19 protein-coding genes are annotated in these 25,488 nt (G+C 61.3%); 11 read left to right on the top strand and 8 right to left on the bottom strand.

The genetic code is table 11. The features are described 5' to 3' along the window. Nucleotides 1-62 precede the first annotated feature (62 nt). The 6 genes from IPF76_RS19390 (at nucleotide 63) to IPF76_RS19365 (ending at nucleotide 8,735) form a co-directional block, all read left to right on the top strand. Complete coding sequence (locus tag IPF76_RS19390) at nucleotides 63-521, top strand: hypothetical protein (RefSeq protein WP_066213667.1); 459 nt, start codon at nucleotides 63-65, stop codon at nucleotides 519-521. 1 nt (nucleotide 522) lies between these two features. Continuing rightward, complete coding sequence (locus IPF76_RS19385) at nucleotides 523-1,734, top strand: TolC family protein (RefSeq protein ID WP_066213665.1); 1,212 nt, start codon at nucleotides 523-525, stop codon at nucleotides 1,732-1,734. A 3-nt stretch (nucleotides 1,735-1,737) separates the two neighbouring features. Next, nucleotides 1,738-2,619, top strand: coding sequence for an HlyD family efflux transporter periplasmic adaptor subunit (locus IPF76_RS19380; RefSeq protein WP_293847257.1), 882 nt, complete (start codon nucleotides 1,738-1,740; stop codon nucleotides 2,617-2,619). A 104-nt stretch (nucleotides 2,620-2,723) separates the two neighbouring features. Beyond that, complete coding sequence (locus tag IPF76_RS19375; protein ID WP_293847255.1) at nucleotides 2,724-2,918, top strand: hypothetical protein; 195 nt, start codon at nucleotides 2,724-2,726, stop codon at nucleotides 2,916-2,918. Nucleotide 2,919: 1 nt separating this feature from the next. Beyond that, a complete protein-coding gene (locus IPF76_RS19370; protein WP_293847253.1) occupies nucleotides 2,920-6,174 on the top strand; it encodes a CusA/CzcA family heavy metal efflux RND transporter in 3,255 nt (1,084 codons plus the stop codon). A 107-nt stretch (nucleotides 6,175-6,281) separates the two neighbouring features. Then, nucleotides 6,282-8,735, top strand: coding sequence for a heavy metal translocating P-type ATPase (locus tag IPF76_RS19365; protein WP_293847251.1), 2,454 nt, complete (start codon nucleotides 6,282-6,284; stop codon nucleotides 8,733-8,735). A gap of 212 nt (nucleotides 8,736-8,947) precedes the next feature. On the opposite strand, the gene IPF76_RS19360 is transcribed toward IPF76_RS19365, so the two are convergent. The 5 genes from IPF76_RS19360 to IPF76_RS19340 all read right to left on the bottom strand — a co-directional run bounded on the left by IPF76_RS19360 (nucleotide 8,948) and on the right by IPF76_RS19340 (nucleotide 12,995). After that, nucleotides 8,948-10,003: an ArsO family NAD(P)H-dependent flavin-containing monooxygenase gene (locus IPF76_RS19360; protein ID WP_293847249.1), complete on the bottom strand. Its 1,056-nt coding sequence runs from the start codon at nucleotides 10,001-10,003 to the stop codon at nucleotides 8,948-8,950. A gap of 3 nt (nucleotides 10,004-10,006) precedes the next feature. After that, nucleotides 10,007-10,243, bottom strand: a complete 237-nt coding sequence (locus IPF76_RS19355; protein ID WP_293847247.1) for a thioredoxin family protein — start codon at nucleotides 10,241-10,243, stop codon at nucleotides 10,007-10,009. Nucleotides 10,244-10,255: 12 nt separating this feature from the next. Next, nucleotides 10,256-11,302 (bottom strand): permease, encoded by a 1,047-nt coding sequence (locus IPF76_RS19350; RefSeq protein WP_293847245.1) that lies wholly within the window; start codon nucleotides 11,300-11,302, stop codon nucleotides 10,256-10,258. A gap of 1 nt (nucleotide 11,303) precedes the next feature. Continuing rightward, nucleotides 11,304-11,630 (bottom strand): metalloregulator ArsR/SmtB family transcription factor, encoded by a 327-nt coding sequence (locus IPF76_RS19345; protein WP_293847243.1) that lies wholly within the window; start codon nucleotides 11,628-11,630, stop codon nucleotides 11,304-11,306. A 474-nt stretch (nucleotides 11,631-12,104) separates the two neighbouring features. After that, nucleotides 12,105-12,995 (bottom strand): hypothetical protein, encoded by an 891-nt coding sequence (locus IPF76_RS19340; protein WP_293847241.1) that lies wholly within the window; start codon nucleotides 12,993-12,995, stop codon nucleotides 12,105-12,107. A 479-nt stretch (nucleotides 12,996-13,474) separates the two neighbouring features. Between IPF76_RS19340 and IPF76_RS19335 the strand changes: the two genes are divergently transcribed. The 4 genes from IPF76_RS19335 (at nucleotide 13,475) to IPF76_RS19320 (ending at nucleotide 19,898) form a co-directional block, all read left to right on the top strand. After that, the gene (locus tag IPF76_RS19335; protein WP_293847239.1) at nucleotides 13,475-14,776 is read left to right on the top strand and encodes an acetyl-CoA hydrolase/transferase C-terminal domain-containing protein; all 1,302 of its coding nucleotides are present in this window, start codon (nucleotides 13,475-13,477) and stop codon (nucleotides 14,774-14,776) included. An 87-nt stretch (nucleotides 14,777-14,863) separates the two neighbouring features. Next, entirely contained in the window at nucleotides 14,864-16,426 is a 1,563-nt protein-coding gene (locus tag IPF76_RS19330) for a L,D-transpeptidase family protein (RefSeq protein ID WP_293847237.1), read from the top strand. Nucleotides 16,427-16,544: 118 nt separating this feature from the next. Then, on the top strand, nucleotides 16,545-17,246 hold the full coding sequence (locus tag IPF76_RS19325; protein ID WP_006952127.1) for a VIT family protein: 702 nt from the start codon (nucleotides 16,545-16,547) through the stop codon (nucleotides 17,244-17,246). A gap of 66 nt (nucleotides 17,247-17,312) precedes the next feature. After that, entirely contained in the window at nucleotides 17,313-19,898 is a 2,586-nt protein-coding gene (locus tag IPF76_RS19320; protein ID WP_006952126.1) for a cation-translocating P-type ATPase, read from the top strand. 136 nt (nucleotides 19,899-20,034) lie between these two features. Here the strand turns inward: IPF76_RS19320 and IPF76_RS21015 are convergent, their stop codons facing one another. Both IPF76_RS21015 and gdhA read right to left on the bottom strand, forming a co-directional pair. Continuing rightward, nucleotides 20,035-20,391: a DUF5655 domain-containing protein gene (locus tag IPF76_RS21015; RefSeq protein ID WP_366499744.1), complete on the bottom strand. Its 357-nt coding sequence runs from the start codon at nucleotides 20,389-20,391 to the stop codon at nucleotides 20,035-20,037. A gap of 156 nt (nucleotides 20,392-20,547) precedes the next feature. Further along, on the bottom strand, nucleotides 20,548-21,897 hold the full coding sequence (gene gdhA / locus IPF76_RS19315) for an NADP-specific glutamate dehydrogenase (protein WP_293847233.1): 1,350 nt from the start codon (nucleotides 21,895-21,897) through the stop codon (nucleotides 20,548-20,550). A 122-nt stretch (nucleotides 21,898-22,019) separates the two neighbouring features. Here gdhA and IPF76_RS19310 point away from each other — a divergent pair, with 122 nt between their 5' ends. Further along, the gene (locus IPF76_RS19310) at nucleotides 22,020-23,615 is read left to right on the top strand and encodes an FMN-binding glutamate synthase family protein (RefSeq protein WP_293847231.1); all 1,596 of its coding nucleotides are present in this window, start codon (nucleotides 22,020-22,022) and stop codon (nucleotides 23,613-23,615) included. 144 nt (nucleotides 23,616-23,759) lie between these two features. On the opposite strand, the gene IPF76_RS19305 is transcribed toward IPF76_RS19310, so the two are convergent. Next, nucleotides 23,760-25,123 (bottom strand): IS3 family transposase gene (locus IPF76_RS19305; RefSeq protein WP_293847229.1). Its coding sequence is split into 2 segments (ribosomal slippage): nucleotides 23,760-24,775 and nucleotides 24,775-25,123, totalling 1,365 coding nucleotides; the frame shifts between segments, so codons are not numbered across the junction. Nucleotides 25,124-25,488 lie beyond the last annotated feature (365 nt).

Raw genomic sequence — 25,488 nt, 5'->3', positions numbered from 1 at the left:
CCCAGCTTTAAGCGCGCCGGTCATTCCGACGCCGATACTGGCAATTTCAGGATTCTCAAACCATGCGAAACCTCCTTCTTGGCGCAATTGCGCCTGCGGTGCTCGTCGCCGCAGCCCCTGCTGACGCGCGTTCGACCCGCGTCGATATCCCGGTCCAAATTGACCCGAAAGCGTCGGTCTATATTCTATGGGTTAAGGTTCAGACTGACGGCAGCCATACGCTCGTCAGCGGCTATGTCCGTCAGAAGCGCTGGTTCGCCCGCCACAGGGGCGACCTTCACATAGAATTTCTCAGACAAGGCCAGCGAGTCGCCTGTCAGGAAACAGACTGGAAGAAATACCGGTATCGTTCGCGGGGGCAGTGGCGCTTTGCAACTTCGGCGGACTTATCCCCCACAACGGTCGACACCGTCCGCATTTCGCACGTGATCCACGACCGTGAGCAGGACCGCACGCCCGATCCTGTGAATGCTTGTTCGGGATTGACCGTGCCCTCCGCACTGAATTCCGGCGGTGCGTGACATGAAGTTCCGATTGTTGATTGCATCAGCCATTCTGGCATCCTGCTCCCACGCCTGGGCGGCCGAAGTTTCACTGCCTGATGCACTGGCGCAAGGTGCGCAGAATTCGCCGCGCATCTCCCAAGCACGCGCCCAGGCTCAGGCTGCGGAGGCACGGGCACGGCAGGCCGGCGTCTCGCCTAATCCCGAGATTTCGCTCGAGGTCGAGAACTTCGCCGGGACTGGCCCTTATCGTGACACTCGGAGCGCCGAGACGACTCTGGCACTCAGCCAGCGTATCGAACTGGGCGGCAAGCGTAGCGCGCGGGTGGCAGTGGCGTCGTCCGAACGCGATTTTGCCTTGCTGTCGCTACGCCGCGCCGAAGCCGATCTTGCGCGCGATATTCGCGTCGGCCATGCCGAATTGCGCGCTGCCGAGGACCGTGCAGTGCTGGCGCGGGATAATGTCGGGCAGGCGCGCGAATTGGCTCGAACCGCTCGGTTGCTGGTGGACGTTGGACGCGATCCCCCGTTGCGCCAGCTCCGTGCGGAAGCGCTGCTCGCCGAAGCGCAGGCCGAGGAAGCGCGGGCCTTTGGCGAGTTGCTTGCCGCTCGCCGCATGCTTGCCGATCTGATCGGGAGCAGCGATCCCGAACTGTCAGTGCCAGCGTGGGTCGATGAGGCGGTGCCAGGGGCATTCCCGCCCGAGACACCTTCCCTCGACGAGCAGCTTGCCGCTGCCGAGCGCGATGCTGCTCAGGCGCGCATCCGGGTGGCACGTGCCGATGCGGTCCCTGATGTGACAGCAAGCGGCGGTGTGCGGCGTATCAATGACGGGCGTGAGACGGCCTTCGTTGCCGGCTTTTCCATTCCTCTCCCTTTCAGAGACCGCAACCGTGGCGGGATTGAAGCGGCGCAGGCGGATGCACTCGCCGGCGAAGCCGCACTTGCTCAGGCGCGGCTCACCGCGCGCCGCGCGCAGCATGACGCGCGCATGCTGCTCGGGGCTGCCGATGCACGGGTCGAGGCGCTGTCCGGGCCATCGCTGGCGCAGGCAGCAGAGGCCGTGCGGCTCGCGCGCATCGGCTACGGCGCAGGCAAATTCAGCCTGCTGGAACTGCTCGATGCGCAAGCCGCGCTCACTACCACCAAGACCGCGCTGATCGAGGCCCGCCTCGACCGCGCTCGTGCGCTGGCCGCACTGATCCGCGCCAATGCGCGCGCAGGGGATTGATCGATGACTGAAGAGAACAACAAGACGAAGCTGATCGCTGGGGTCGCCATTGCAGCACTCCTGCTTGGCGGGGGCGGCATAATGCTTGGCCGCTCGGTATTCGCGCCAGAGCCTACAACAGCCGCCTCGACGGAAGGCGAACATGCCGAAGAGAAAGAAGAAGGGCATGTCGAGGGTCAGGTCGAGATTGACGCGGCACGTGCCCAGGCTGCCGGTATCGTCACCGAAACCATACAGTCTGGCGGACTGGGTGCTGAAATTCTGGCACAGGGCGTGGTTGCCGCAACTCCGCAAGGCGAAGCGGTACTGACGGCACGCGCTGACGGTGCGATTGTCCGGATCAACCGGCAACTGGGCGACTATGTCCGAGCCGGAGAGCCAGTGGCAACCATGGAGAGCCGTGACGCAGCCTCCATCGCCGCTGAACGAAGCTCGGCGTCGGCAAAGCTGGCGCTGGCGCGCTCGACATATGCGCGCGAAAAGCGCCTGTTCGATGCGCGCGTGACGGCGCGCCAAGACCTTGAGGGTGCAGCCGCAGTGTTGGCAGAGGCCGAGGCTGAGGCACGGCGGTCGCAGTCAGCTGCATCTGCCGCCAGGGTGTCTGGCGATGGCCGAAGCCTCTCTGTCATCAGCCTCATTTCCGGGCGGGTGACCAAGGCCGACGCGAGGCTTGGGGCTTATGTCCTCGCCGGCACCGAATTGTTTCGCGTTTCCGATCCCACCCGCATCCAGATCAACGCATCGGTGCTGGCCGCCGATGCACGGCGCATTCAGCCAGGCGATAGCGCTGTGATCGAACTGCTGGGCGGGGAGACCTTGAATGCAGTGGTGCGCTCAGCAACTCCCACCTCGATCCCGATAGCAAGACCGCGACTATCATCCTGACACCGCAAGGTATTGGTGGGCTGACACCCGGTCAGGGCCTGCGCGCCCGGATCAAGCCGCGTGGAGGTGGCGATAACGGCCTTATCGCGCTGCCGGAGGAAGCCGTGCAGACCGTCGAAGGGCGCGAGGTCGTATTCGTCAGGACCGCCAAGGGGTTTCTTGCGACCACTGTCGTCACCGGCAAGCGCGGAGGTGGACGGATCGAGATCGTCGATGGGCTGAAACCGGGCGTCACCATCGCGACCAAGGGCGCGTTCCTGCTCAAAGCCGAACTCGGCAAGGGCGAGGCGGAGCACTGAGATGATCGAGAAACTTCTTGATGCGTCGATCCGCTTCCGCTGGGGCGTGGTCATCCTGACGCTGATCATTTCCGCCTACGGCTTGTCGGAGCTGATGAAGCTGCCGATCGATGCCGTTCCAGACATCACCAACAAACAGGTGCAGATCAATACGGTCGAGCCCAATCTCGGGCCGCTCGATATTGAACGGCTTGTCACCTTTCCCGTTGAAACGGCGATGGCAGGGATCCCGGGTCTGGAAAGCTCGCGCTCGATTTCGCGCAACGGCTTCAGCCAGGTAACTGTGATCTTCGAGGATCACACCGATCTCTATTTTGCGCGACAGCAGGTGGCCGAGCGGCTCAATCAGGCCAAAGGAACCCTGCCCGAAGGGGTCGAGCCGCAAATGGGTCCGGTTTCAACCGGACTGGGCGAAGTGCTCATGTACATCGTCGATTTTGCCAAGCCCGGCAGCAAGGCGGCGCCCAAAGTCGCTGGCAAGCCCGGTTTCCAACCCGATGGCTCGTATATGACACCGTCAGGTGAAATTCTGACCGATGAGGTGGCCAAACTCGGCTATTTGCGCACGGTTCAGGACTGGGTGATCCGCCCGCAGCTCAAGACCGTATCGGGCGTTGCCGGGATCGATTCGATCGGTGGCTATGAGAAGCAGTTCGTTGTCCAGCCCGATGCATCCAAGCTCTCTACTTACGGCATCTCCTTCTCCGAATTGGCCGAAGCCCTTGAACGCGCCAACATCTCTGTCGGCGCTAACTTTGTCGAACGGGGCGGCGAAGCCTTCCTTGTCCGCGCCGATGGCCGCATCCGCTCGGTTGATGAAATCGGTCGCGCGACGGTCGCCAGCCGTGGTGGTGTCCCTGTCGCGGTTCGCGACGTTGCCACGGTCCAGATCGGCGGCGAACTGCGCACCGGCTCGGCTTCCGAAAACGGCAAGGAGATCGTTGTCGGAACCGCGCTCATGCTTGCCGATGGCAATAGCCGGGTCGTCGCTTCCGCAGTTGCAGATCGCCTTGAAGAGGTCGCCAAATCGCTCCCACCCGGCATTACGGTCAAGTCGGTTCTGGACCGCTCTCAGCTGGTCGATGCAACCATAGGCACGGTTGAAAAGAACCTGCTGGAAGGTGCATTTTTGGTCGCGATTGTGCTGTTTTGGCTGCTCGGAAACATCCGCGCGGCCATCATTGCCACGCTTGTCATCCCGATCTCGTTCCTGATCATGGGGACGGGCATGAACCTTACCCGCACATCGGGCAATCTGATGAGCCTGGGAGCACTCGATTTCGGTCTGATTGTCGATGGCTCGATTATCATCATCGAAAATTGCCTGAGGCGATTGGCCGAACGGCAACATCATGAAGGGCGACTGCTCAGTGTGAGCGAGCGGCTGCACGAGGTGTTCGAGGCATCGCGCGAGATGGTGAAGCCGACCCTTTACGGGCAGGCGATCATTTTCCTCGTGTTCGTGCCTCTGCTGACCTTCACCGGGGTCGAGGGTAAAACCTTTTCGCCGATGGCAATTACGGTCATGCTGGCATTGGCTGGCGCGTTCATCGCTTCACTGACGTTTGTGCCCGCAATGGTTGCGTTGCTGATCCGTGGCAAAGTCGCCGAGAAGGAAGTGCGGGCGATCGCATGGATGAAGGAGCGCTACGAGCCCGTGCTCAAGCGGGTGATTGATCGTCCCTGGCCGTGGATCGGCGCAGGAGCGGGTACTTTCGCCGCTGCGGGCCTGGTATTTTCGATGCTCGGCAGCGAGTTCATCCCAACGTTGGGCGAGGGCAATCTCGCCATGCAGGCGCTGCGTATCCCTTCGACCTCGCTGAACAAATCGCAGGAGATGCAACTCCAGGTTGAAAAGGCTGTCGCTTCCTTGCCGGAAGTCGCCTTCATCTATTCCAAGACCGGCACGGCGGAAGTTGCGAGCGATCCGATGCCGCCCAACGCCTCGGATACGTTCATCATCCTCAAGCCGAGGGAAACCTGGCCTGTGGGCGTAAGCACCAAGGACGATGTGATCGCACGCGTGGAAAAGAAGCTCGCACCACTCGTCGGCAATGCGTTTGAAATCAGCCAGCCGATCCAGCTGCGCTTCAACGAACTCATCGCTGGTGTGCGCGGTGACATCGCAATCAAGCTCTATGGTGACAATCTCGAGGAAATGGGCCGCGCGGCCCAGCAAGTGGCAGCGGTACTGAACACCGTCCCCGGCGCTGCCGACGTAAAGGTCGAGCAGACGGCTGGCTTCCCTGTCCTGGACGTCCAGTTCGACCGGGATGCCATCGCGCGATACGGACTGACCCTTCAGGATGTCAGCGATACCGTTTCCATAGCCCTCGGCGGCCGGGAGGCGGGAATCGTGTTTGAAGGGGACCGGCGTTACGATATCGTTGTCCGGCTTGACCGGGCAACGCGCGATGATCTCGACGCAGTAGGCGCGCTCCCTGTGTTGCTACCCGGCGAAGGCGGCGCGCGTGCATCGGTGCCTTTACGCGAACTGGCGAAGTTCGGGTTCTCCGAAGGCTTGAACCAGGTCAGCCGTGAAAACGGCAAACGCCGTGTCGTCGTGCAGGCCAATGTGCGCGGCAATGATCTGGGCTCATTCGTTGCCGAGGCGCAGGAAAAGGTTGCAGCGCAGGTCAAACTTCCGACCGGCAGCTTCATCGAATGGGGCGGGCAGTTTGAGAACCTGCAAGCCGCGTCTGCACGGCTGTCTGTGGTGATCCCGATCATCTTCGCCGCCATCTTTGGCATTCTGTTTTTGGCATTGGGCGGCGTGCGTCAGGCGATTGCGGTCTATTCGGCAATTCCGCTGGCACTGGCGGGCGGCGTGTTCTCGCTGCTTCTGACCGGATTGCCCTTCTCGGTCTCTGCTGCTGTTGGCTTCATCGTGCTTTCGGGTGTGACAGTGCTCAACGGTCTGGTCGTGATGACCAGCATCAACACCCGCATCGACGCAGGCAAGCCGGTTGATATGGCGATCAGTGAAGGCGTGATGGAGCGCGTTCGTGCGGTCCTGATGACGGGCATCGTGCCGGCCATCGGCTTCGTGCCGATGGCACTCGCCACCGGCACGGGTGCCGAGGTGCAGAAGCCGCTCGCGATCGTCGTGATAGGCGGCTTGATCACCTCGACCTTGCTGACCCTGTTCGTCTTGCCTGCCATCAGCCACTTGCTGCTGCGGCGACGCCACAAGCATCATGTCACTGGTGACTACGGCGATGTCGACACGTTCGGTGCGGAGTTGCCAGTCAAATGAAAATAGTGGCCGATCGTGTCAACGCGATGCGTCGGCCACTCACCTTTTAGGGCCGGTTGGCCTGGATTTCCAGCGCTTCGCATCGAGATAATTGAAGGATAGTCGGCATGAAGGAAAAAGCGCAGTTCGATATTCCGCTTGTCCTGCCCGGGGTGGCCGATGCTGCAGATGCCTGCGTCGAACGCATTATCGGCCGATTGAGACCGCGCGCTGGTGTCGATGAAGTCCACGTCCTGCCAGCAACTACTGATCAACCAGCGAAGCTGTGCATCCATTATGATCCCGATGCACTCTCGCTTTCGACCGTCCGGGCCGAAGTCAGTGCGGCCGGAGCCGAGATCGCGAACCAGTATGGACACCTAATTTGGCAAATTGCTGGGCTCCATGCCCGGCGGGCTCGAACGATTGGCGATCGGCTTGCACAGCTCCCGGGAGTTCTCGAGGTCAATGTCAATCCGGCTGGACTGGTCCGTGTCGAATTTGAGCGAGCAGCGATCACCGAAGACACACTCGCCAATGCGCTCACGGAAATGGGAGCCGCGCCAACTGAGCTGGTCGCCAAGCCAGCCCACGTATCTGAAGAGAAAGCGGACGGCGAGGAGGAGCACGACCACGATCACGGGGGGCCGTTCGGAGCCAACACGGAGCTGATTTTCGCGCTGGCTTGCGGCGCACTGCTGGCCGCCGGATTTGCAGTCAGCAAACTCTGGGGATCTGCGCCTGTCTGGCTCCCTCTCGCGTGCTACGTTGCAGCCTATGGGTTCGGTGGTTTCTTCACCGTTCGTGAGGCGATCGACAACCTCCGGCTCAGACGCTTCGAGATCGATACACTGATGCTCGTGGCGGCGGCTGGCGCCGCCGCGCTGGGCGCCTGGGGCGAAGGTGCGCTCCTGCTCTTCCTGTTCAGCCTTGGCCATGCACTCGAGCATTACGCGCTGGGCCGCGCGAGGCGGGCCATCGAAGCGCTTGCCGAACTTGCACCGCGCACCGCGCTGGTGCGCAGGGATGATGGGAGCACTGCGGAGATTGGTGTCGAGGAACTCGTGGTGGGCGATGTTGTGATCGTCAAACCCGACGAGCGGATCGCAGCAGACGGCTTCGTTATCAAGGGCGACAGCGCGGTCAACCAGGCGCCGGTAACCGGTGAGAGCATTCCCGTCGATAAGCACGCGGTTTCAGATGCCGCTCAGGCCCGCGCCAATTCGGACCGGCTCGATGCCGCATCCCGCGTCTTCGCCGGTACGATCAACGGCAGCGGGGTAATCGAAATCGAAGTGACCCGGCTAGCGAGTGACAGTACGCTCGCCAAGGTCGTCCGCATGGTCAGCGAAGCCGAGACGCAAAAATCGCCCACCCAGCGCTTCACCGACCGGTTCGAACGCGTATTCGTGCCGGCAGTGCTCGGCCTCGCCACGCTCCTGCTCTTCGCCTGGGTCGTTGTCGACGAACCCTTCCGCGATAGTTTCTATCGCGCCATGGCTGTGCTCGTTGCTGCGAGCCCATGCGCGCTTGCAATCGCAACACCCAGCGCCGTGCTTTCCGGTGTAGCCCGTGCTGCTAGAGGCGGGGTTCTGATCAAGGGCGGCGCACCGCTCGAATTGCTGGGCTCGCTGGATGCCATGGCCTTCGACAAGACTGGGACGCTGACCAGCGGTGAGCCACGTATCCGTGAAATCATTCCCGCGTCAGGCGTGTCGAAAGAGGAATTGATGGCGATCGCCGTCGCAGTCGAAAGCCTGAGCGACCATCCGTTGGCGCAGGCCATCGCACGGGATGGCAAGTCGTACATCGGTGACCTCGCTCTGCCCTCCGCCAGTCAGCTCAATAGCCTGACGGGACGCGGTGTATCGGCTGTGGTCGATGGTGAGCAGATACTCATTGGCAAGGCCGAAATGTTTGGCGCTGAAGGTGTCGCACCGCTTTCGCAATCCATGGCGGAGGCCATCGAGCAACTTCGGCAGAGCGGGCATACGACGATGGTCGTGCGCCGCGGTGATCGGGACCTAGGTGCCATTGGCCTGATGGACACACCAAGGGAGACAGCCAAGGCCACGATTGAACGTCTTCGTGAACTGGGAATACGCCGCATGATCATGCTTTCAGGCGACAACCAACGCGTCGCCGACGCGGTCGCAAAACAGGTCGGCATAGATGAGGCCTGGGGTGATTTGATGCCCGAGGATAAGGTTGAGGCTATCAAGAAGCTGCGCGCCGAAGCTAAGGTCGCCATGCTGGGTGACGGCGTCAACGATGCGCCGGCAATGGCAAGCGCTACTGTCGGCATAGCCATGGGCGCCGCCGGCTCAGACGTTGCCTTGGAGACGGCCGACGTGGCTCTTATGGCCGACGATCTTTCGCATCTGCCATTTGTAGTAGGACTAAGCCGCCAGACCCGTTCGATCATCCGTCAGAATGTATTCGTCAGTCTGGGCGTGGTTGCGCTTCTGGTTCCGGCGACGATCTTCGGTCTCGGCATCGGGCCTGCTGTTGCCATGCACGAAGGCTCGACGTTGCTTGTCGTGTTCAACGCCTTGCGACTTCTCGCGTATCGCGAGGTATGAGCCGAATCGCGAAAGCGCAGGTTGGTTGGCTCCCCAGCCTGGTGCGGCTCCTCTGAGCGGCGCAGACCCCTCCGATCCTTGGCCTAAGGGCCAAAGTTCGGCCTTGAAGCCAATTAATTCGCCAAGAGGCTCTTTTCTCGACCAGCTACCTAGAAAGCTATGTCTCGATAATCTGCTTCAGGACGTCCATCGAAATTCTCTCTCTGGTTCGTTCAGGTGGCGCTGGCAGCTGGCACTTCGGCGGTCATCCTGGCAGCCAGATCACGCGCAGTTCTTGCAGCGCCCATCAGAGTAGCCGATCCCGGGCCGCTCCAGTCGCCATAGCCTGCGAGCCAGAGCCGCGGCTCCTTGATCGAGCGCTGGCCATCGACCAACACGCGCCCATCTTCCTCGACCACACCGAGCGGTGCCAGGTGATCGAGCGCAGGGTGAAAGCCGGTGCACCAGATGATCGCGTCGACTTGCGTTTCCGAACCGTCGACCCAGACAACGCCATTGGCCGTCATCCGTTCGAAGGGGCGCACAGAACTGAGGTCTCCGCGTGCGCGGGCTTCCTTGACCGCGGGGACCATGACGATATCCCCGATCCCGCCTACCGGCGTGTCGCTCGGGCCAGCCTTCATGCGCGCGACTGCGCGTTCGAACAGGACGCGGCCATCGACATCGTCGGGTAGGAACAGCGGATCGTGGGTCGTGACCCACAGAGTGCGTGCGACGGGTGCCAGTTCCGCCACGATCTGCGCGCCGCTGTTGCCGCCCCCGACAACGATCACCGTTTGTCCGCTGTAATCCTCGGGTCTGACGTAGTGGGCCGAATGGACCTGCACGCCCTTGAACGTGTCGCGTCCCTTGATTTCGGGGATGTAGGGATGCGACCAAGTGCCGGTGGCGCTGACGACTGCCGACGCGGAAAACCGGCCCTTGTCGGTCGCAACTTCAAGGTAATCGCCGGTCCGCTCGACACTGACCACCCGGACCGGACGCTTGATAGGGAACTCGTATCGCGCCTCATAGCGGCCAAGATAATCGAGAACATCGTCGCGGGTTGGATATCCTTCATGGGCGGGCGGGGGCATCAGCCAGCCCGGCAGTGAACTGTAACCGGCGGGCGAGAACAGGCGCAGCGAAGCCCAGCCGTGCCGCCACGCGCCGCCGGCACCACCCTCGGCATCAAGGATCAGGAAGTCCGCCCCGGCGCGGCGCAGGTAGTAGCCCAGCGAGAGCCCCATCTGGCCGCCGCCGATGATGACGATGTCGTGCGTTTCCACTCCTCAGGCCTGAAGCCAGCGCTGGAGATCATTGGTCTTGGGCAGACCTCCGGCGTGAACCACTTTGCCATCAATGACGATACCGGGCGTCGAGACGATGCCGAATTTGGCGATAGCCTCATAGTCGGTGATCTTCTCGACCGAGACGTCGATCCCGAGCTTGGCTGCCTCCATCTTGACCATCTCTTCGGTGGTCTTGCAGCGGGCGCAGCCCGGACCCAGAACTTTCACTTCTTTCATCACATGATCCTTTCACGAAAACAGGAAATTGAACAGGAACCCCACAGCCAGGATGCCGGAAGCAACCACCGCGACGAAGACGGCAATCAGCTTCACGCTCAGCACCTTGCGCAGGATGATCATTTCCGGGAGCGACAGGGCGATCACCGACATCATGAAGGCGAGCACGGTGCCCAAGGCCGCGCCCTTGCCGAGCAGGGCCTCGACGACGGGGATGATGCCCGCGGCATTCGAATACATCGGCACGCCGAGCAGCACTGCCGCAGGCACCGACCACCAGGCGTCAGCGCCCATGATCCGCGACAGCAATTCGGCAGGGACATAGCCGTGGATGAATGCGCCGACCGCAATCCCGGCGATGATCCAGTACCAGACTTTGCCGACGATCTCCTTGACCGCGTCCCAACCAGCCTTGAACCGGTCGATCCAGGTCAGTTCATCGGGCTGGAGATCGACGTCGCCCGCGCGAATATTGCGGACCCATTCCTCGAGCCAGCCTTCGAGATGGAGGCGTCCGATAACCCAGCCCGAGACAATCGCAATCGTGAGGCCGAAGGCGAGATAGGTCAGGGCGACCTTCCACCCCAGCAGCGCGAAGAGCAGACCAAGCGCGACCTCGTTGATCATCGGCGCGGCGATCAGGAAGGAGAAGGTGACGCCAAGCGGCACGCCTGCGGAGACGAAGCCGACGAATAGCGGCACGGCTGAGCACGAGCAGAACGGCGTGAAGATGCCGAGCCCGGCAGCGGCGACATTGCCAAGCCCTTCGCGCTTTCCGGCCAGGATCGCACGCGTGCGTTCGGGGGAGAAGAAGCTGCGGACCACGCCCATTGCGAAGACGACGAGCGTCAGGAGCATCAGCACCTTGGGCGTATCGTAGATGAAGAATTCGACCGACGAGGCGAGCGCGCTGCCTTGCGGGATCGGCAGTTGCGCCACTGCCCAGCGCGAAAAGGGCTGGAGCTGCCGGTAAAGCGCGAACCAGATTGCCACGGCGAGGGCGATGCCGCCGATCCAGGCACCGGTTGATCGCTTGAGGGGAAGGGCCTGCGTGGTCATGTCATGCAACTTTCATTTGGGCGGCGATCACCGCAGGCCTTGCCGCAAGCACGGCATCAATGATGGCGACCCATGCCTCAGGGATATCGGGGTTGCGGCGATAGCGCACCCACTGGGCGTCTCGCCGATCCGTGAGCAATCCGGCGGCCTTGAGCCGCGCCATATGGCGCGACATGCGCGATTGCGATGCGCCGAGACGATCCATCAGCTCGCACACACAATGCTCTTGCCCGTCCCAAACGACCTGAAGCGCGGCGAGCCGCGTCGGTTCGGACAGGGCCGCCAGGAGATCTTCGAGGGAGGAACGGGAGGTCATGCCAATGCGCATATGCGTCTATCCGCATGAATGCATTGACCTTGGTCAAACCGATATCTGGCTCGGTGTGCATGTCGATACGCGCCACATGCCGCGGGTGCGGGCAGTCATGGATGCCGTCGTTGAGGCTCTGCGGAGCAATTCCGCAACCCTCGATCCCGGGTCTTGACGTAGCCGTCTGCGCTGGGGTTTGCCGACTTGTTCGCGGCCATGCATCCGGATGAATGCTGGCCGGAGGCATGTGTCCGCCGGTTGCATCCACTCGCCCTGCCAACAATGACGGATTGGCAAATCACGGCACGACTTTTTCTGCATCAGTCGAATCCATACAATCGCAAATCCAGAAAGGATGTAAGCGGGAAAGTGCGACCCGAAGGGCTCGTGGCTTTTGTGCTGCGTGTTCCTGACTTTCAAAGCGGTTCCTGGACTTGGTCTGGCGAACCGCTTTTTTGTGCGATTGCTCAGTTTGAAAACAGCAAATCCGCCTCAAATCTGTTCGGCGCAACCGTTCCGCTTTTCGCCCTGGACAAGAAGCTCCACGGTCACAGGGTAGCTCTTGTCCGACATGCCGTCGGAACAGCCGCGCGCCGCACGGGTCCGCAGTTCGAACGGGCGCCCGTCAAGCGCGCCTGTCCACACGCCGCCCTCCGTTGTGGGCGTGAACCGGGTCCAGACGCGTGTGCCTTTCTGGTCCTCCGGGTGGGAATAAGTGACGCAGCGCCCTTCGATCCGCGCGTCCCAGAACGGTTCGGTTCCGATTGCGCGCAGGTGCTGGGCCGAAAGTTCGCGGCCGTCCTGAACGAAGCAGGGGCTGACCGGACGGTCTGGCAATCCCGCGCGCGGCGTCCCTGCGGATGCCTGGCTGCGACAGGCGACGACGAACGACGCGACAATCGCCGTCGGCACGGAAGGGTGGGGGCCGCTGGTCTGGGAGCCATAGCTTGCCGACACCGGGCCGCCCATGAGCGCCGCGAGGTTGGCCGGAACTGCTCCTGCGGCGCTGACACCGCCAAGCCGGCGATCTCCGCGGAAATCTGCGACAAGCGCTTCCACTTCGCCGCCACTGCCAAATGACAGCCGCTCCTCGCTGCCGATTGGCGTGAAGCCGGGCACGATGACTTGCAGCCGGTTTCCTCCCGAAGGGCAAGTGAGAGACAGGATCGGGCTCCCAGTTTGTGCCTGCAGGACCAGTACACTGGCCTCAGCGCCTGGCTGCAGGACCCAATAGGCTTCTGTTCGCTTTGCGGCATCAGCCGTTGGAGAGTCCGATGGCTGGGCATCCGCTGCCGGGGCGCTGCTGCCGCGCCGAGTGGGCTCCTGACGATCACAGGCGCCCAGCAGCATTACAGCAATGATGATCGGAAGTAGGTTGCGCATCCGGACATCCATGCACGGGAAGGGGCGGCAGAACTGCAAGGCGAGTCCTGGCATTGTGCATCCCCGGCTGGCGCCGAGTTTGCAATGCAGGCCATCGCCAAAGCATTATGCCTTTGGACTGCCAGGAGGCAACCGCATTACGGATGCATTTCGCCCCGCCGTGCGGTGGCAGGCCATCATTTCTTATATCCAGCGCAATCTGCGAATTGGCCGACGCCAAGACTTTGCAGCTTCCGGCTTTTCGCACTCATCCCCTAACGCAAATCAGCCTTTATAATTCCGTCAAAAGGCCATATCGGGACTTTGCATTCAAAAACCAGATCGCGAAATTCTTGGCCGGTTGAGCCGTTGAGCGACTTACTCTTTCGCGCACCTCTCCAATTCCGCTGGCTTGGCCTGCGCCATCTGGAACGGCGTTGATCGACTATGACCTGCCACCTACGCAGCTGTGTCTGGCCAGCAGCACCGGAGATCGCAAATTGACCAGTTCACGCATTGCCAATGTCGCGCTGCAATCGCGAGTGATGGGTGCCGATGCCGCCGCCCTGCTGATCGCGCCGGGCACCACGGTGGGCATGAGCGGTTTTACCGGCTCCGGCTATCCCAAGGCAGTTCCGCTGGCGCTGGCGCGGCGGATCGAGGCGGCGCACGATGCCGGCGATCCCTTCTCGATCAGCGTGTGGACCGGCGCTTCCACCGGGCCTGAACTGGATGGCGCTTTGGCCAAGGCCAAGGGCATCGATTTTCGCCTGCCCTATAATTCCGATCCGATTGCCCGCGGACAGATCAACCGCGGCGAGATGAACTATTTCGACATGCACCTCAGCCAGGTCGCGCCGATGGCCTGGCAGGGCTTCCTTGGCCCGCTCGATACCGCGCTGGTCGAAGTGACGGCAATCCTGCCCGATGGCTCGCTGGTGCCGGCCTCCTCGGTGGGAAACAACAAGACCTGGCTGGACCGGGCAGACCAGATCATCCTGGAGGTCAATCGCTGGCAGAACCCCGCGCTGGAGGGGATGCACGACATCTATTACGGCACGGCGCTGCCGCCGCACCGCGTGCCGATCCCGCTGATCAGGCCAGATGACCGGATCGGCCAGCCCACCTTTCGCTGCGATCCTGCCAAGATCGTCGCCATTGTCGAAACCGACACGCCTGATCGCAATCAGGCGTTCAAGGCGCCCGACCAGAGCGCGACCGCGTTTTCGCTCAGCCCGGAGGCGGCACACCCGCTCAATGCCGACATGGACCGCTACCGGGAACGGATCATCCTGCGCCCGCAGGAAATGAGCAATCATCCCGAACTGATCCGCCGGCTCGGCTGCATCGCCATGAACGGCATGATCGAGGCGGATATCTACGGCAACGTCAATTCCACCCATGTCATGGGATCGGCGATCCAGAACGGTATCGGCGGTTCGGGCGATTTTGCCCGCAATGCCTATATCTCGATCTTCATGGCGCCTTCGACCGCCAAGGGTGGGGCGATCTCGACGATTGTGCCGCAAGTCAGCCATGTCGATCACATCAATCAGGATGTGCAGGTGATCGTGACTGAACGTGGCCTGGCCGATTTGCGCGGGCTTGCGCCAAAGCAGCGTGCCCGGCTCGTTATCGAGAAATGCGTTCACCCTGACTATAGGGCAATGCTCGCCGATTATTACGAGCGGGCACTGCGCGATTCCTATGGTAAGCACTCGCCCGCCTTGCTGGGCGAAGCCCTATCCTGGCACCAACGCTTCATCGCGACTGGCTCCATGCAATTCTTTTCGGGACAGTGAGGTTCCAAGAGGCGCATCAATTGAACTGGCGAGGTAGAGCACGGATGTATCGGCGCTTACGCCATCAAGCTTGGAAGATGACCGCCCGTGCCTTTGAAACTAAAACATATTTTTCCGGTGGTCCTTGTGCTGACTGCCGGTTGCAGCGGTCCAGAGGTAAGCAAAACAAGGGAACCTGAGGCTCAATCAGAACTTTCTGAGCTCCCCCCGAGCATTCCAGCTGCGGAATTGCAGGCAGAGGCGCAGGACACACAAGTCCGCGAGTTCTACGAAAAGGCCGGCTGGGCGGCCATTTGGTCGCCGCGTGCAGAGCAGGCATTGAGGGCCGCGCTTGGAAAGCGGGCGGACCACGGCCTGGACCGCGTGCATTTTCACCCGGAATTATCGAAGCTATCCGCCCCAGCGCGCGAGATTGCCCTGACCAGTGCTGCCCTGATGTTCGCAGGCGCGCTGGCTCGCGGTGTCGCTGATCCAGCGAAGCTCCACACCATATACACCCATCCTCGCCCTGAGGTAGATCTCGCATCAGGATTGGCCACAGCGGTTCGGGCTGGCCGGGTGGATGCGTGGCTGGATAGCCTCGCGCCGGATACCCCTGAGTATCGCGCTTTGGCGGACACCTACCTGCAGCAGCAAAAGGCAGCGTCCCAGGAGAACGTCGCGCAGATTGCCAGCGGAGACCTGATCCATCCAGGCGACCGGGATCCACGGATCCCCCAGATCGTGACGGCGCTCGTGGAACATCGCTACCTGGCTATGCCGGTGACGACCGAGGCCTCGCCATCGCAGGCCGTAGATGGCACCCTTTACACCGTAGGTATCGTAAGGGCCGTGAAGGCCTTCCAGCACGACTACGACATCAGGGATGACGGTGTCATCGGCGTCGATACGTTATCCATTCTCAATGTGCGGCCTGGCGACCATGCGCGGTCGATTGCGGTGGCGATGGAACGATTGCGGTGGCTCACACGCGAGCCACCGGCGACACGCATCGACGTGAATACTGCGGCGGCTGAACTGAGCTATTTCCGCGATGGCGAACTGGTCGATCAGCGCAACGTCGTCGTCGGCAAGCCGGGCAAGGAAACGCCGCAAATATGCACTTCCATGTTCCGCCTCGTTGCCAATCCCACATGGACGGTGCCGAAATCGATCCAGAGGGGGGAATTGGCCGGAAAAAGTGCAGCCTATTTCCGGCGCAACAACATGAGCTGGCGCAACGGCTGGATCGTTCAAGGGCCCGGGCCCCGCAACTCGCTTGGCCTCGTCAAGTTCGACCTGCAAAACAGCCTGGCAATCTATCTGCACGACACGCCCGCAAAAACGCTGTTCGACAAGCACCAGCGTCAATTGAGCCATGGTTGCGTCCGCGTCAGTGACGCGCTGGGTTTTGCCCAAATGCTCGCTGAACAGCAGGGTATCGCCGACCAATGGTCCAGGGCGCGTGCGAGCGGCAAGATCGCTTACGTCAGGTTCCCCGAAGCGATACCCGTCAGGCTGCTCTATCGCACCGTCTATGTGAGCCAGGCCAACCAGGTGACGTACCGGACAGATCCCTACGGCTGGAATGTTGCCGTTGCAGAGGCGCTTGGCTTTGGCAAAGATGCCGGCAAGCAGTTCAGGAGCGATGTAGACGACATCGGGCCGTGATGTCTCGTGCCGCCTCTGCCTTTCTATTCGGATTGTTCAGGGCGGACACGATTCAATCTACCGGATACCGATCAATATTTTGCAATTAAGTTTAACGTCAATGTCAGGAGAAACACCGGTGTCCCGACTTCACCTACACCCGGAAAGCCATCTCGTCTCGCGCATCGGCTGGTTGCGGGCGGCTGTTCTCGGGGCCAATGACGGGATCGTTTCGACGGCCAGTCTAATCGTAGGCGTGGCAGCGGCATCCACCGCCACCTCCGAGGTTCTGATCGCAGGCGTCGCCGGCCTCGTCGCCGGGGCCATGTCCATGGCTGCGGGCGAATATGTTTCCGTCAGTTCCCAATCGGACACCGAACAAGCCGATCTCGCCCGCGAGCAGGCAGAGCTAGCCGGCCAGCCGGATTACGAATGCGAGGAACTGACACGCATCTACATGGACCGTGGTGTCGATGCAGACCTCGCCCGACAGGTGGCTATCCAGCTGATGGCAAAGGACTCGCTCGGTGCCCATGCGCGCGACGAACTTGGCATTTCGGAGATGACCGCAGCTCGCCCGATCCAGGCGGCGCTAACCTCTGCAGCGACATTCGCCGCTGGCGCTGCCATGCCGCTCGCCATGGTCTTGCTGATGCCGCGCTCCCTGCTGGTGGCGGGCGTCTCGATTGCCTCGCTGATTTTTCTGGCTCTTCTCGGGGGCATCGGCGCGCGCGCTGGCGGAGCCAAGGTCGTGAGGGCCACCCTGCGCGTAACCTTCTGGGGCGCTCTAGCCATGGCATTGACGGCAGGCATCGGAACGATCTTCGGGACGGTGGTCTGATCGTCTTGAGGAATCGCAACCCAGATCAAGTCCGGCAATTCCGGTTGCAAGCAAGGCCCGAGAGTTATGACGAATCCTGAAATCTCGGGGCAACAGCCAAGCCAGGCTTCGCTCTCCGGATTGAGCGACGCCGAGGCCGCCGAGCGCCTGAGGACGGAAGGTTACAATGAACTGCCGCGTACCGGGCAGCGCACATTTGCGCGCATTATCCTTGATGTCCTGCGCGAACCCATGCTGGCGATGCTGATCGGGGCGGGCCTCATATACATGGCCCTGGGCGACCTTCAGGAAGCCCTGATCCTGGTTGCGTTCGCCGGGCTTTCGATCCTCATCACTGTCGTCCAGGAAACCCGCACCGAACGGGCGCTCGAAGCTCTGCGCGATCTGACCAGTCCGCGGGCTCTCGTCATCCGCGATGGGGCAAGGAAGCGCATCGCCGGGCGGGAGGTGGCGCGTGGCGATCTCGTGGTGCTGGCCGAAGGCGATCGGGTGCCCGCCGACGGATGGATCACGCAAAATGACGGGCTTCATCTCGACGAATCGCTGCTGACCGGGGAATCCGTTGCCGTCCGCAAGACCGCCTGCGGGGCTGATGCGCCAACGGCCATGGCGCGTCCGGGTGGAGACGACCTGCCGTTCGTCTATTCGGGATCGCTGGTCGTGCGCGGGACGGGGCTTTGCGCCGTCACCGCAACAGGTCTTGCCAGCGAGATCGGTCGCATCGGCCGTGTTCTCTCCACGCTTGAAACCGAAGCGCCCCGCCTCAGGCAGCAGACGCGCCGGTTGGTGTTGTGGTTTGCGGCGACGGGCGCTGCGGCCAGCGTGCTCGTTGTCCTTCTTTACGGACTGTTTCGCGGGAGCTGGCTGGAGGCCGCACTGGCCGGGATAGCGCTCGGCATGTCGATGCTGCCCGAGGAATTCCCGGTGGTGCTCACCATCTTCATGGCGATGGGCGCCATGCGCATGTCTCGCAACCGGGTGCTGACCCGCCGGGCGGCAGCGATCGAGACACTGGGTGCTGCCACGACCCTTTGCACCGACAAGACCGGCACGCTGACGCAGAACCGGATGCGGATAGCCGAACTGCGTCTCCCTGACGGCCGCATCCTGCTGCATGACGATCAGCAGAAACTCCTGCTGGAGGACGAATTCCACCTTCTCGCCGAGTTCGGCATTCTGGCCAGCGCCCAGCAGCCGCTGGACCCCATGGAAGTGGCCTTCCACGAACTCGGTGATGAACACGCGCCGGAAACCGTGAGGGTGCGCCAGAACGCTGGCTGGACACTGGACCATCACTATCCGCTCGACCCCGCCCTGCTGGCGATGTCGCATGTGTGGGGCAACCCGGATACGGCCGAGGAACGGATCATCGCCACGAAAGGCGCGCCTGAAGCGGTCGCCGAACTTTGCGGTATGACCGGAAACGAGAAGGCGAGGCTGAAGGACACCATCGATGCCATGGCCAGCAAGGGATTGCGGGTGCTGGGCGTTGCCGATGCGCGCTGGTCCGGCGCTGAACTGCCGAAATCACAGCGAGCCTTCAGCTTCACTTTCCGTGGCCTGGTCGGCCTTGCCGATCCCCTGCGCGCTTCGGTCCCCGATGCCGTGCGCCACTGCCGCGAGGCCGGCATCCGCATCATCATGATCACCGGCGATTACCCGCAGACTGCCCGCGCCATCGCGCGGCAGGCAGGGATAGATGCCGACAATGTGCTGACGGGCGAAGACCTGGCGGCCATGTCTGAAGACGACCTCAGGCAGCGCATCGGCTCGGTCAACGTCTGTGCGCGCATCATGCCGGAACAGAAACTACGTCTCGTCGAGGCGTTGAAGGCATCGGGAGAAATCGTCGCCATGACGGGCGACGGCGTAAACGATGCGCCTTCGCTCAAGGCGGCACATATCGGCATCGCCATGGGCGGACGCGGCACCGATGTTGCCCGCGAGGCGTCGGCCATCGTGCTGCTCGATGATGACTTCGGCTCGATCGTCAAGGCCATCCGTATGGGACGGCGAATCTATGACAATCTGCGCAAGGCAATGGGCTTCATCGTTGCGGTGCACATTCCGATCGCTGGCCTCGCGCTGCTGCCGCTGCTGACCGGCATGCCCTTGTTGCTGGGCCCCATCCACATCGCCTTCCTGGAGATGATCATCGATCCTGTCTGTTCGCTCGCCTTCGAGGCCGAGGAGGACGAGCGCAACGTCATGGCCAGGCCGCCACGCAGACCGGATACATCATTGTTTTCGCGCTGGCTGGTGGGTTGGTCGGTTATCCAGGGTAGCCTGGCATTTGGCGTGACAGGGGGGCTCACATTCTATTTTTGGAGTTTGGGCATGGGCGAGGAACAGCTCCGTTCCACCGCCTTTCTCACGCTCGTTCTCGGTATCACCAGCCTGATCCTGATCAACCGCCGCTTCAGCTCTTCGATCATGGCGGCGCTTCGCAGGTTTAATCCGGCGCTCAGCGTAGTGCTTGGGTTAGTGGCCGCGATCTTGCTGGCAACACAGTTTATTCCTCCGATTGCCGACTTGTTCAATTTTGCGCGCGTCGCTCCTGAGGAAATAGGGATCATTGCGCTCGCCAGCATTGTCATGCTGTTCGTCCTCGAACGGCTGAAGCCGCTGTGGGGTAGCCGATTGCTGGAATAGGTTGGGTTTTGACCCCGGTCATGGCAAAACCGGACTTAGCAGGTCACCCTACAAAATGTTACGATCAGATCCGACCCCGCTTCGGCTCAGTCCGCCATATGCATCACCGCAACTGTCATCTTCTGGCTCTGATCAGTCACGTAGCAGATGTCCATGCCTCCCGCAGCCACTCCCGAACCTGGTGGTCGACTTCTGTTGCGCCATTGATCTCCAGGTGATGAGTGAAGCGACCTGGCTCGGGCTCGACTATTTCCTTCCAGCGCAGAGATCGGTCTCTTCGCTGTAGGAAAATGCTCAAAACCAGCGGTGGATGGCTTCCGCTGAGATATTGGTTCGGCCGCCAAACAGCGGCAAATGGGTACTTCCGATAAAACCCGATCTGACTTTTCGATACGCGCCGTTCCCCTTCGCCAACTGCTCTCACCGCAGAGTCGATTGCGGAGAATATCGAGCGGGCGCGCGCGTCCGACCCAAGATAGTCGCTCTCATTCAAGCAAACGACCCCGCAACTGCTTCCTCTCAATTCGTGGCAGAGCGGGGAATGCTCCAGTAGGTTGCTAACACATATTCTTAGCGACCATCGCCCCCTGAATGCTTCAAATTAGGGCGAGCTCAGCTGCAACCCCATCATCAATGAGTCATCCTGAACCTAGATGACGCCAAAGGCTGTCATGGCAGCTGCTACACGCTCAAACCCTGCGATATTTGCACCCAGAACATAGTCGCCAGGGGCGCCGTATTCCTCGGCGGTCTCGGCACAGGTATCGCGAATGTTGCGCATGATGGCGGCGAGGCGTTCCTCGGTTTTCTCGAAGCTCCAGCTATCGCGCGAGGCATTCTGCTGCATTTCCAGGGCTGAAGTCGCAACTCCGCCGGCATTGGCCGCCTTGCCCGGCCCAAACAGCACTCCCGCGCCCTGGAAGACGCGGACGGCATCGGGCGTACAGGGCATGTTCGCCCCTTCGCCCACAGCCACCACCCCGTTCTTGACCAATGCGCGCGCATCCTTGCCGGTCAACTCGTTCTGCGTGGCCGATGGCATGGCAACATCGCACGGAACATCCCAGATCGAACCGCCCTCAATGTAATGGGTGCCGTTGCCTTTCCTGCGCGCGTACTGCGAGATCCGTTCGCGGCGAATCTCCTTGATCTCTTTGACCAGATCGAGATCGATGCCATTTTCATCGACAATGTAGCCATTGGAGTCCGAGCAGGCGATGACAATGCCGCCGAACTGCCGGATCTTTTCAATCGTGTAGATCGCCACGTTGCCGGATCCGGACACCACGCATTTGCGGCCTTCGAAATCCATGCCCTTAGTGGCGAGCATGCTCGAGACGAAATAGGTTGCCCCGAACCCAGTGGCTTCGGTCCGCGCCCGTGAGCCGCCGTAGACCAGCCCCTTGCCGGTCAGCACCCCGGCTTCGTACCGATTGGTCAAGCGCTTGAACTGGCCAAAGAGGTAACCGATCTCGCGCCCGCCAACGCCTATGTCGCCAGCAGGCACATCGGTGTATTCGCCCAGATGTCGTTGCAATTCAGTCATGAATGACTGGCAAAAACGCATGACCTCGCCATCGGAGCGTCCACGAGGATTAAAATCCGAGCCGCCCTTGCCACCACCAATCGGCAGTCCTGTAAGCGCATTCTTGAAGATCTGCTCGAACCCAAGGAACTTGATGATCCCGAGGTTGACCGAAGGGTGGAACCGCAGGCCACCCTTGTAGGGGCCGAGCGCGGAGTTGAATTGGACGCGAAAGCCACGATTGATCTGCACCTGGCCCTGATCGTCAACCCATGGCACGCGGAAAATGATCTGACGTTCAGGCTCGCACAGACGCTCTATCAGGGCATGATCGGCATAATAGGGCTTCTTGGCGATCACGCGCCCGAGACTTTCCAGCACCTCGATGACGGCTTGGTGAAACTCGGTTTCGCCGGCATTGCGGCGCAGCACCTCAGCGAGGATGGGTTCAAGCTTTTCATCAATCTTGGTCATTGAAATTTCCTGGGTCCGACGCTGGGGTGGGCTACTGCTTGCGTGCATAAGCGAGAGTGACCGACTTTTCGATAGACGTGCTACCGTGCTGGCAATTGTGGTCGTGCTGACGGAGCTTTGCATTGTTCTTGAAACGTTTCTCGATCTTTGGCTGCGCCCTTCTTGCGGCTGTTGTCTCTGGTGCTTTTCTCCCTGCAGCATGGGCCGTCTCTGTTTTCGCAATTTCGGGGGTCTTGGTGCTGATCGGCCTGTTTGACCTCGCACAGCCGGTCCATTCGATCCGGCGCAATTACCCGATCATTGGTCGTATGCGCTGGTTTTTCGAGGATATTCGTCCGGAGATACGCCAGTATCTAATCGAGGATGACCATGAGCAATTGCCCTTTTCCCGGAGTCAGCGGTCACTGGTCTACGCGAGGTCGAAGAACGAAAGCAGCGAGCGCGCATTTGGCACCCAGCTCGATGTGTATGAAAGCGGCTATGAATTTATTGGGCATTCGAACCGTCCGGTGCCCCCCGGTGATCCCGCCACGTTCCGCGTCGAAATTGGCGGGGACGCTTGCAGGCAACCCTACCGAGCATCCATCCTGAACATCTCGGCGATGAGCTTCGGATCGCTGAGTGCCAACGCCATTCTTGCACTGAACCAGGGCGCAAAGCTGGGAAGCTTTGCCCATGACACCGGCGAGGGGAGTATCAGTCCGCACCACAGACACCATGGCGGCGATCTGATCTGGGAAATCGGCAGCGGGTATTTCGGCTGCAGAAACGCCGATGGCGGCTTTGACCCACGAGCCTTTGAGGAGAAAGCCACAGATCCGCAGGTCAAGATGATCGAGATCAAGCTCAGCCAGGGCGCCAAACCTGGCCACGGCGGAATTCTGCCGGCCAGCAAGATCACAGAAGAGATCGCCCAGACCCGCGGTGTGCCAATGGGCCAGGACTGCGTTTCTCCCGCCCGGCACAGTGCCTTTTCCACGCCGAACGAGATGATGGCCTTTATCGCAGAGCTCAGGCAGCTTTCCGGCGGCAAGCCTGTCGGGTTCAAGCTGTGCATCGGCCAGCCGTGGGAATTCATGGGTATGGTCAAGGCCATGATGGACACAGGCATCCTGCCTGATTTCGTCGTGGTCGATGGTGCAGAGGGCGGGACAGGCGCGTCGCCTCTCGAGTTTTCAGATCATCTCGGCATGCCCATGCGGGAAGGCCTGCTCTTTGTGCACAACACCTTGGTCGGCACGGGCCTGCGCGACAGGATCAGGATCGGCGCTGCGGGAAAGATAGTCAGCGCCTTCGACATCGCTGCGACGCGCGCCCTGGGTGCCGACTGGGTGAATGCCGCGCGAGGGTTTATGTTCGCTCTGGGGTGCGTTCAATCGCTGTCCTGCAATACCAACCGTTGTCCCGTTGGCGTCGCGACGCAGGATCCGCTGCTCCAGCGCGCCCTGGTGGTGCCCGAAAAGGCCGAACGCGTGTTTAATTTTCACAGGAATACGCTTCATGCGCTGGCGGAAATGCTGGCCGCCGCAGGCCTCGATCATCCCAGCCAGATCGGTCCGCATCACTTGGTGCGTCGGGTCAGTCAGACCGAGGTCCGCCTGTTTTCGCAACTTCATACCTTCCTGGCCGAAGGAGAATTGCTAAGCGGAAGCTGTCACTCCAGTTTCTACAAGAACGTGTGGGACATAGCTCGTGCCGACAGCTTCGAGTTGTTGTGACATCTTTTCCGGCGCGGCGTGAAGCCTGGATAATTGATAGTCCGGCCACTGGGTTCACGTATGTCAAATCTGTCCGTCGTCAGAACATTTGGCACAACTCGCGGCGTAGATTAGCGGAGTGCGGGCTTCGTCTGGGGGTTGATGTTAAGCGGCGAGCTTGCGGTGTTGCAAGCGCCGATGTTCGATGGTCTTTCGCTTGATCCTTTCACGCTGTTTGATGATGGCCGGTGCCCTGCCGAAGTAGGCGTCGGCAGGTGTCACGTTGCTCAGGCTCTCGTGATAACGCTGGTGGTTGTAGTGCTCGATGAAGGCCTCGATCTGGGCCTCAAGGTCGCCGGGCAGGAAGTAGTTTTCCAGCAGGATGCGGTTCTTCAGTGTCTGGTGCCAGCGCTCGATCTTGCCTTGGGTCTGCGGGTGCATCGGGGCGCCGCGCACGTGGCTCATCTTCCGGGCCTCGATGTATTCCGCCAGTTCACCCGCGATATAGCTGGGCCCATTGTCCGACAACAGCCTTGGCTTGTGCAGCACCGTGGCGCTGTCGCAGCCCGATGCGGCCAGTGCCATGTCCAGCGTGTCGGTCACGTCCTCGGCGCGCATGTTGGTGCACAGCTTCCAGGCGATGATGTAGCGCGAGAAGTCGTCGAGCACGGTCGACAGGTACATCCAGCCCCACCCGATGATCTTGAAGTAGGTGAAGTCGGTCTGCCACATCTCGTTCACCCGCGTGGTCTTGGTGTGGAACTGATCGGCGGCCTTGATCACCACATAGGCCGGGCTGGTGATCAGGTCATGGGCCTTCAGAAGGCGGTAAACCGTGGCTTCCGACACGAAGTAACGCTTCTCGTCGGTAAAGCGCACCGCCAGCTCCCGTGGGCTCAGCTCGGACTGCTCCAGCGCCAGTTCGATGATCTGATCATGGATGTCAGGCGGGATCCGGTTCCACACGCGGCTCGGTGCCGATGGCCGATCTTCCAACGCCTCCGGTCCGCCTTCGAGGAACCGGTCGTACCAGCGGTAGAACGTCCGGCGTGCGATCCCCAGCTTGTTGAGAGTGAGCTTCGCCGGCAGATGCGACTGCTCGACGATCCGGATGATCTCGAGCTTCTCGGATGCGGGATACCTCATTCGTCGTCGCCCCCATCCGCGATCATGCTTTTTTTGAGCAGACGGTTCTCGAGGGTCAGGTCGGCCACGCATTCCTTCAGGGCACGGGCTTCGCGGCGCAGGTCCTGCACCTCGCCGCTGGTCGCGGCACGAGCCGTGTCACCCGCCAGGCGTCGCTTGCCCGCTTCCATGAACTCCTTCGACCAGGTGTAATACAGGCTCTGTGCAATGCCTTCCTTGCGGCATAGTTCGGCAATGCTGTCTTCGCCGCGCAGCCCATCGAGCACGATGCGTATCTTGTCTTCGGCCGAGAAGTGCCGCCGGGTCTGCCGCCGGATGTCCTTCACCACCCGCTCAGCAGGGGCCTTGGCAGGCGATTTTTTCAAGGAGTGTTGGGGCTTCATCTTCGTTCCTTCGTCACTACGACGAAGCCCCAACACTCCTTAAATCACAACCTCAAATCTGTGCCATTGGTGCTGACGGGGAACAGTGTTTGTGATTGTCACTATTGTGCTGGGATACATCGTGGCCACCGAAATGACCAAGGCATGGTACTTTCGGCTGGAAAGACGCGAGGCGCCCAGAAAGGTCGAAACCTGATGATCCCTGCGGTGAACGCCGACTGCGCGGCCGCGCACATCGCGACTGAGGCACCCTATGAACGGCTAGGGAGCAAAGTAGCGCAGCTTGATCAAGGTTGGCTCGCTTGGCTGTCCCTTGAGCGCGACCCTTCCGTCGGCATCCACGACGCCCAGGGAAGCGAGGTGCT

The sequence above is a fragment of the Sphingopyxis sp. genome, assembly GCF_016704835.1.
GTDB lineage: Bacteria > Pseudomonadota > Alphaproteobacteria > Sphingomonadales > Sphingomonadaceae > Sphingopyxis.
Note: the sequence above shows the minus strand (reverse complement) of the source record. Positions and strands in the feature narration are given on the sequence as shown.

What these genes read in the sequence shown, in the direction of transcription:
- IPF76_RS19350 (WP_293847245.1), bottom strand. Translation starts at nt 11,302, where the DNA reads ATGACCACGCAGGCCCTTCCCCTCAAGCGATCAACCGGTGCCTGGATC.
- IPF76_RS19340 (WP_293847241.1), bottom strand. Translation starts at nt 12,995, where the DNA reads ATGCGCAACCTACTTCCGATCATCATTGCTGTAATGCTGCTGGGCGCC.
- IPF76_RS19390 (WP_066213667.1), top strand. Translation starts at nt 63, where the DNA reads ATGCGAAACCTCCTTCTTGGCGCAATTGCGCCTGCGGTGCTCGTCGCC.
- IPF76_RS19355 (WP_293847247.1), bottom strand. Translation starts at nt 10,243, where the DNA reads ATGAAAGAAGTGAAAGTTCTGGGTCCGGGCTGCGCCCGCTGCAAGACC.
- IPF76_RS19380 (WP_293847257.1), top strand. Translation starts at nt 1,738, where the DNA reads ATGACTGAAGAGAACAACAAGACGAAGCTGATCGCTGGGGTCGCCATT.
- IPF76_RS19345 (WP_293847243.1), bottom strand. Translation starts at nt 11,630, where the DNA reads ATGCGCATTGGCATGACCTCCCGTTCCTCCCTCGAAGATCTCCTGGCG.
- IPF76_RS19320 (WP_006952126.1), top strand. Translation starts at nt 17,313, where the DNA reads ATGACGAATCCTGAAATCTCGGGGCAACAGCCAAGCCAGGCTTCGCTC.
- IPF76_RS19365 (WP_293847251.1), top strand. Translation starts at nt 6,282, where the DNA reads ATGAAGGAAAAAGCGCAGTTCGATATTCCGCTTGTCCTGCCCGGGGTG.
- IPF76_RS19370 (WP_293847253.1), top strand. Translation starts at nt 2,920, where the DNA reads ATGATCGAGAAACTTCTTGATGCGTCGATCCGCTTCCGCTGGGGCGTG.
- IPF76_RS19385 (WP_066213665.1), top strand. Translation starts at nt 523, where the DNA reads ATGAAGTTCCGATTGTTGATTGCATCAGCCATTCTGGCATCCTGCTCC.
- gdhA (WP_293847233.1), bottom strand. Translation starts at nt 21,897, where the DNA reads ATGACCAAGATTGATGAAAAGCTTGAACCCATCCTCGCTGAGGTGCTG.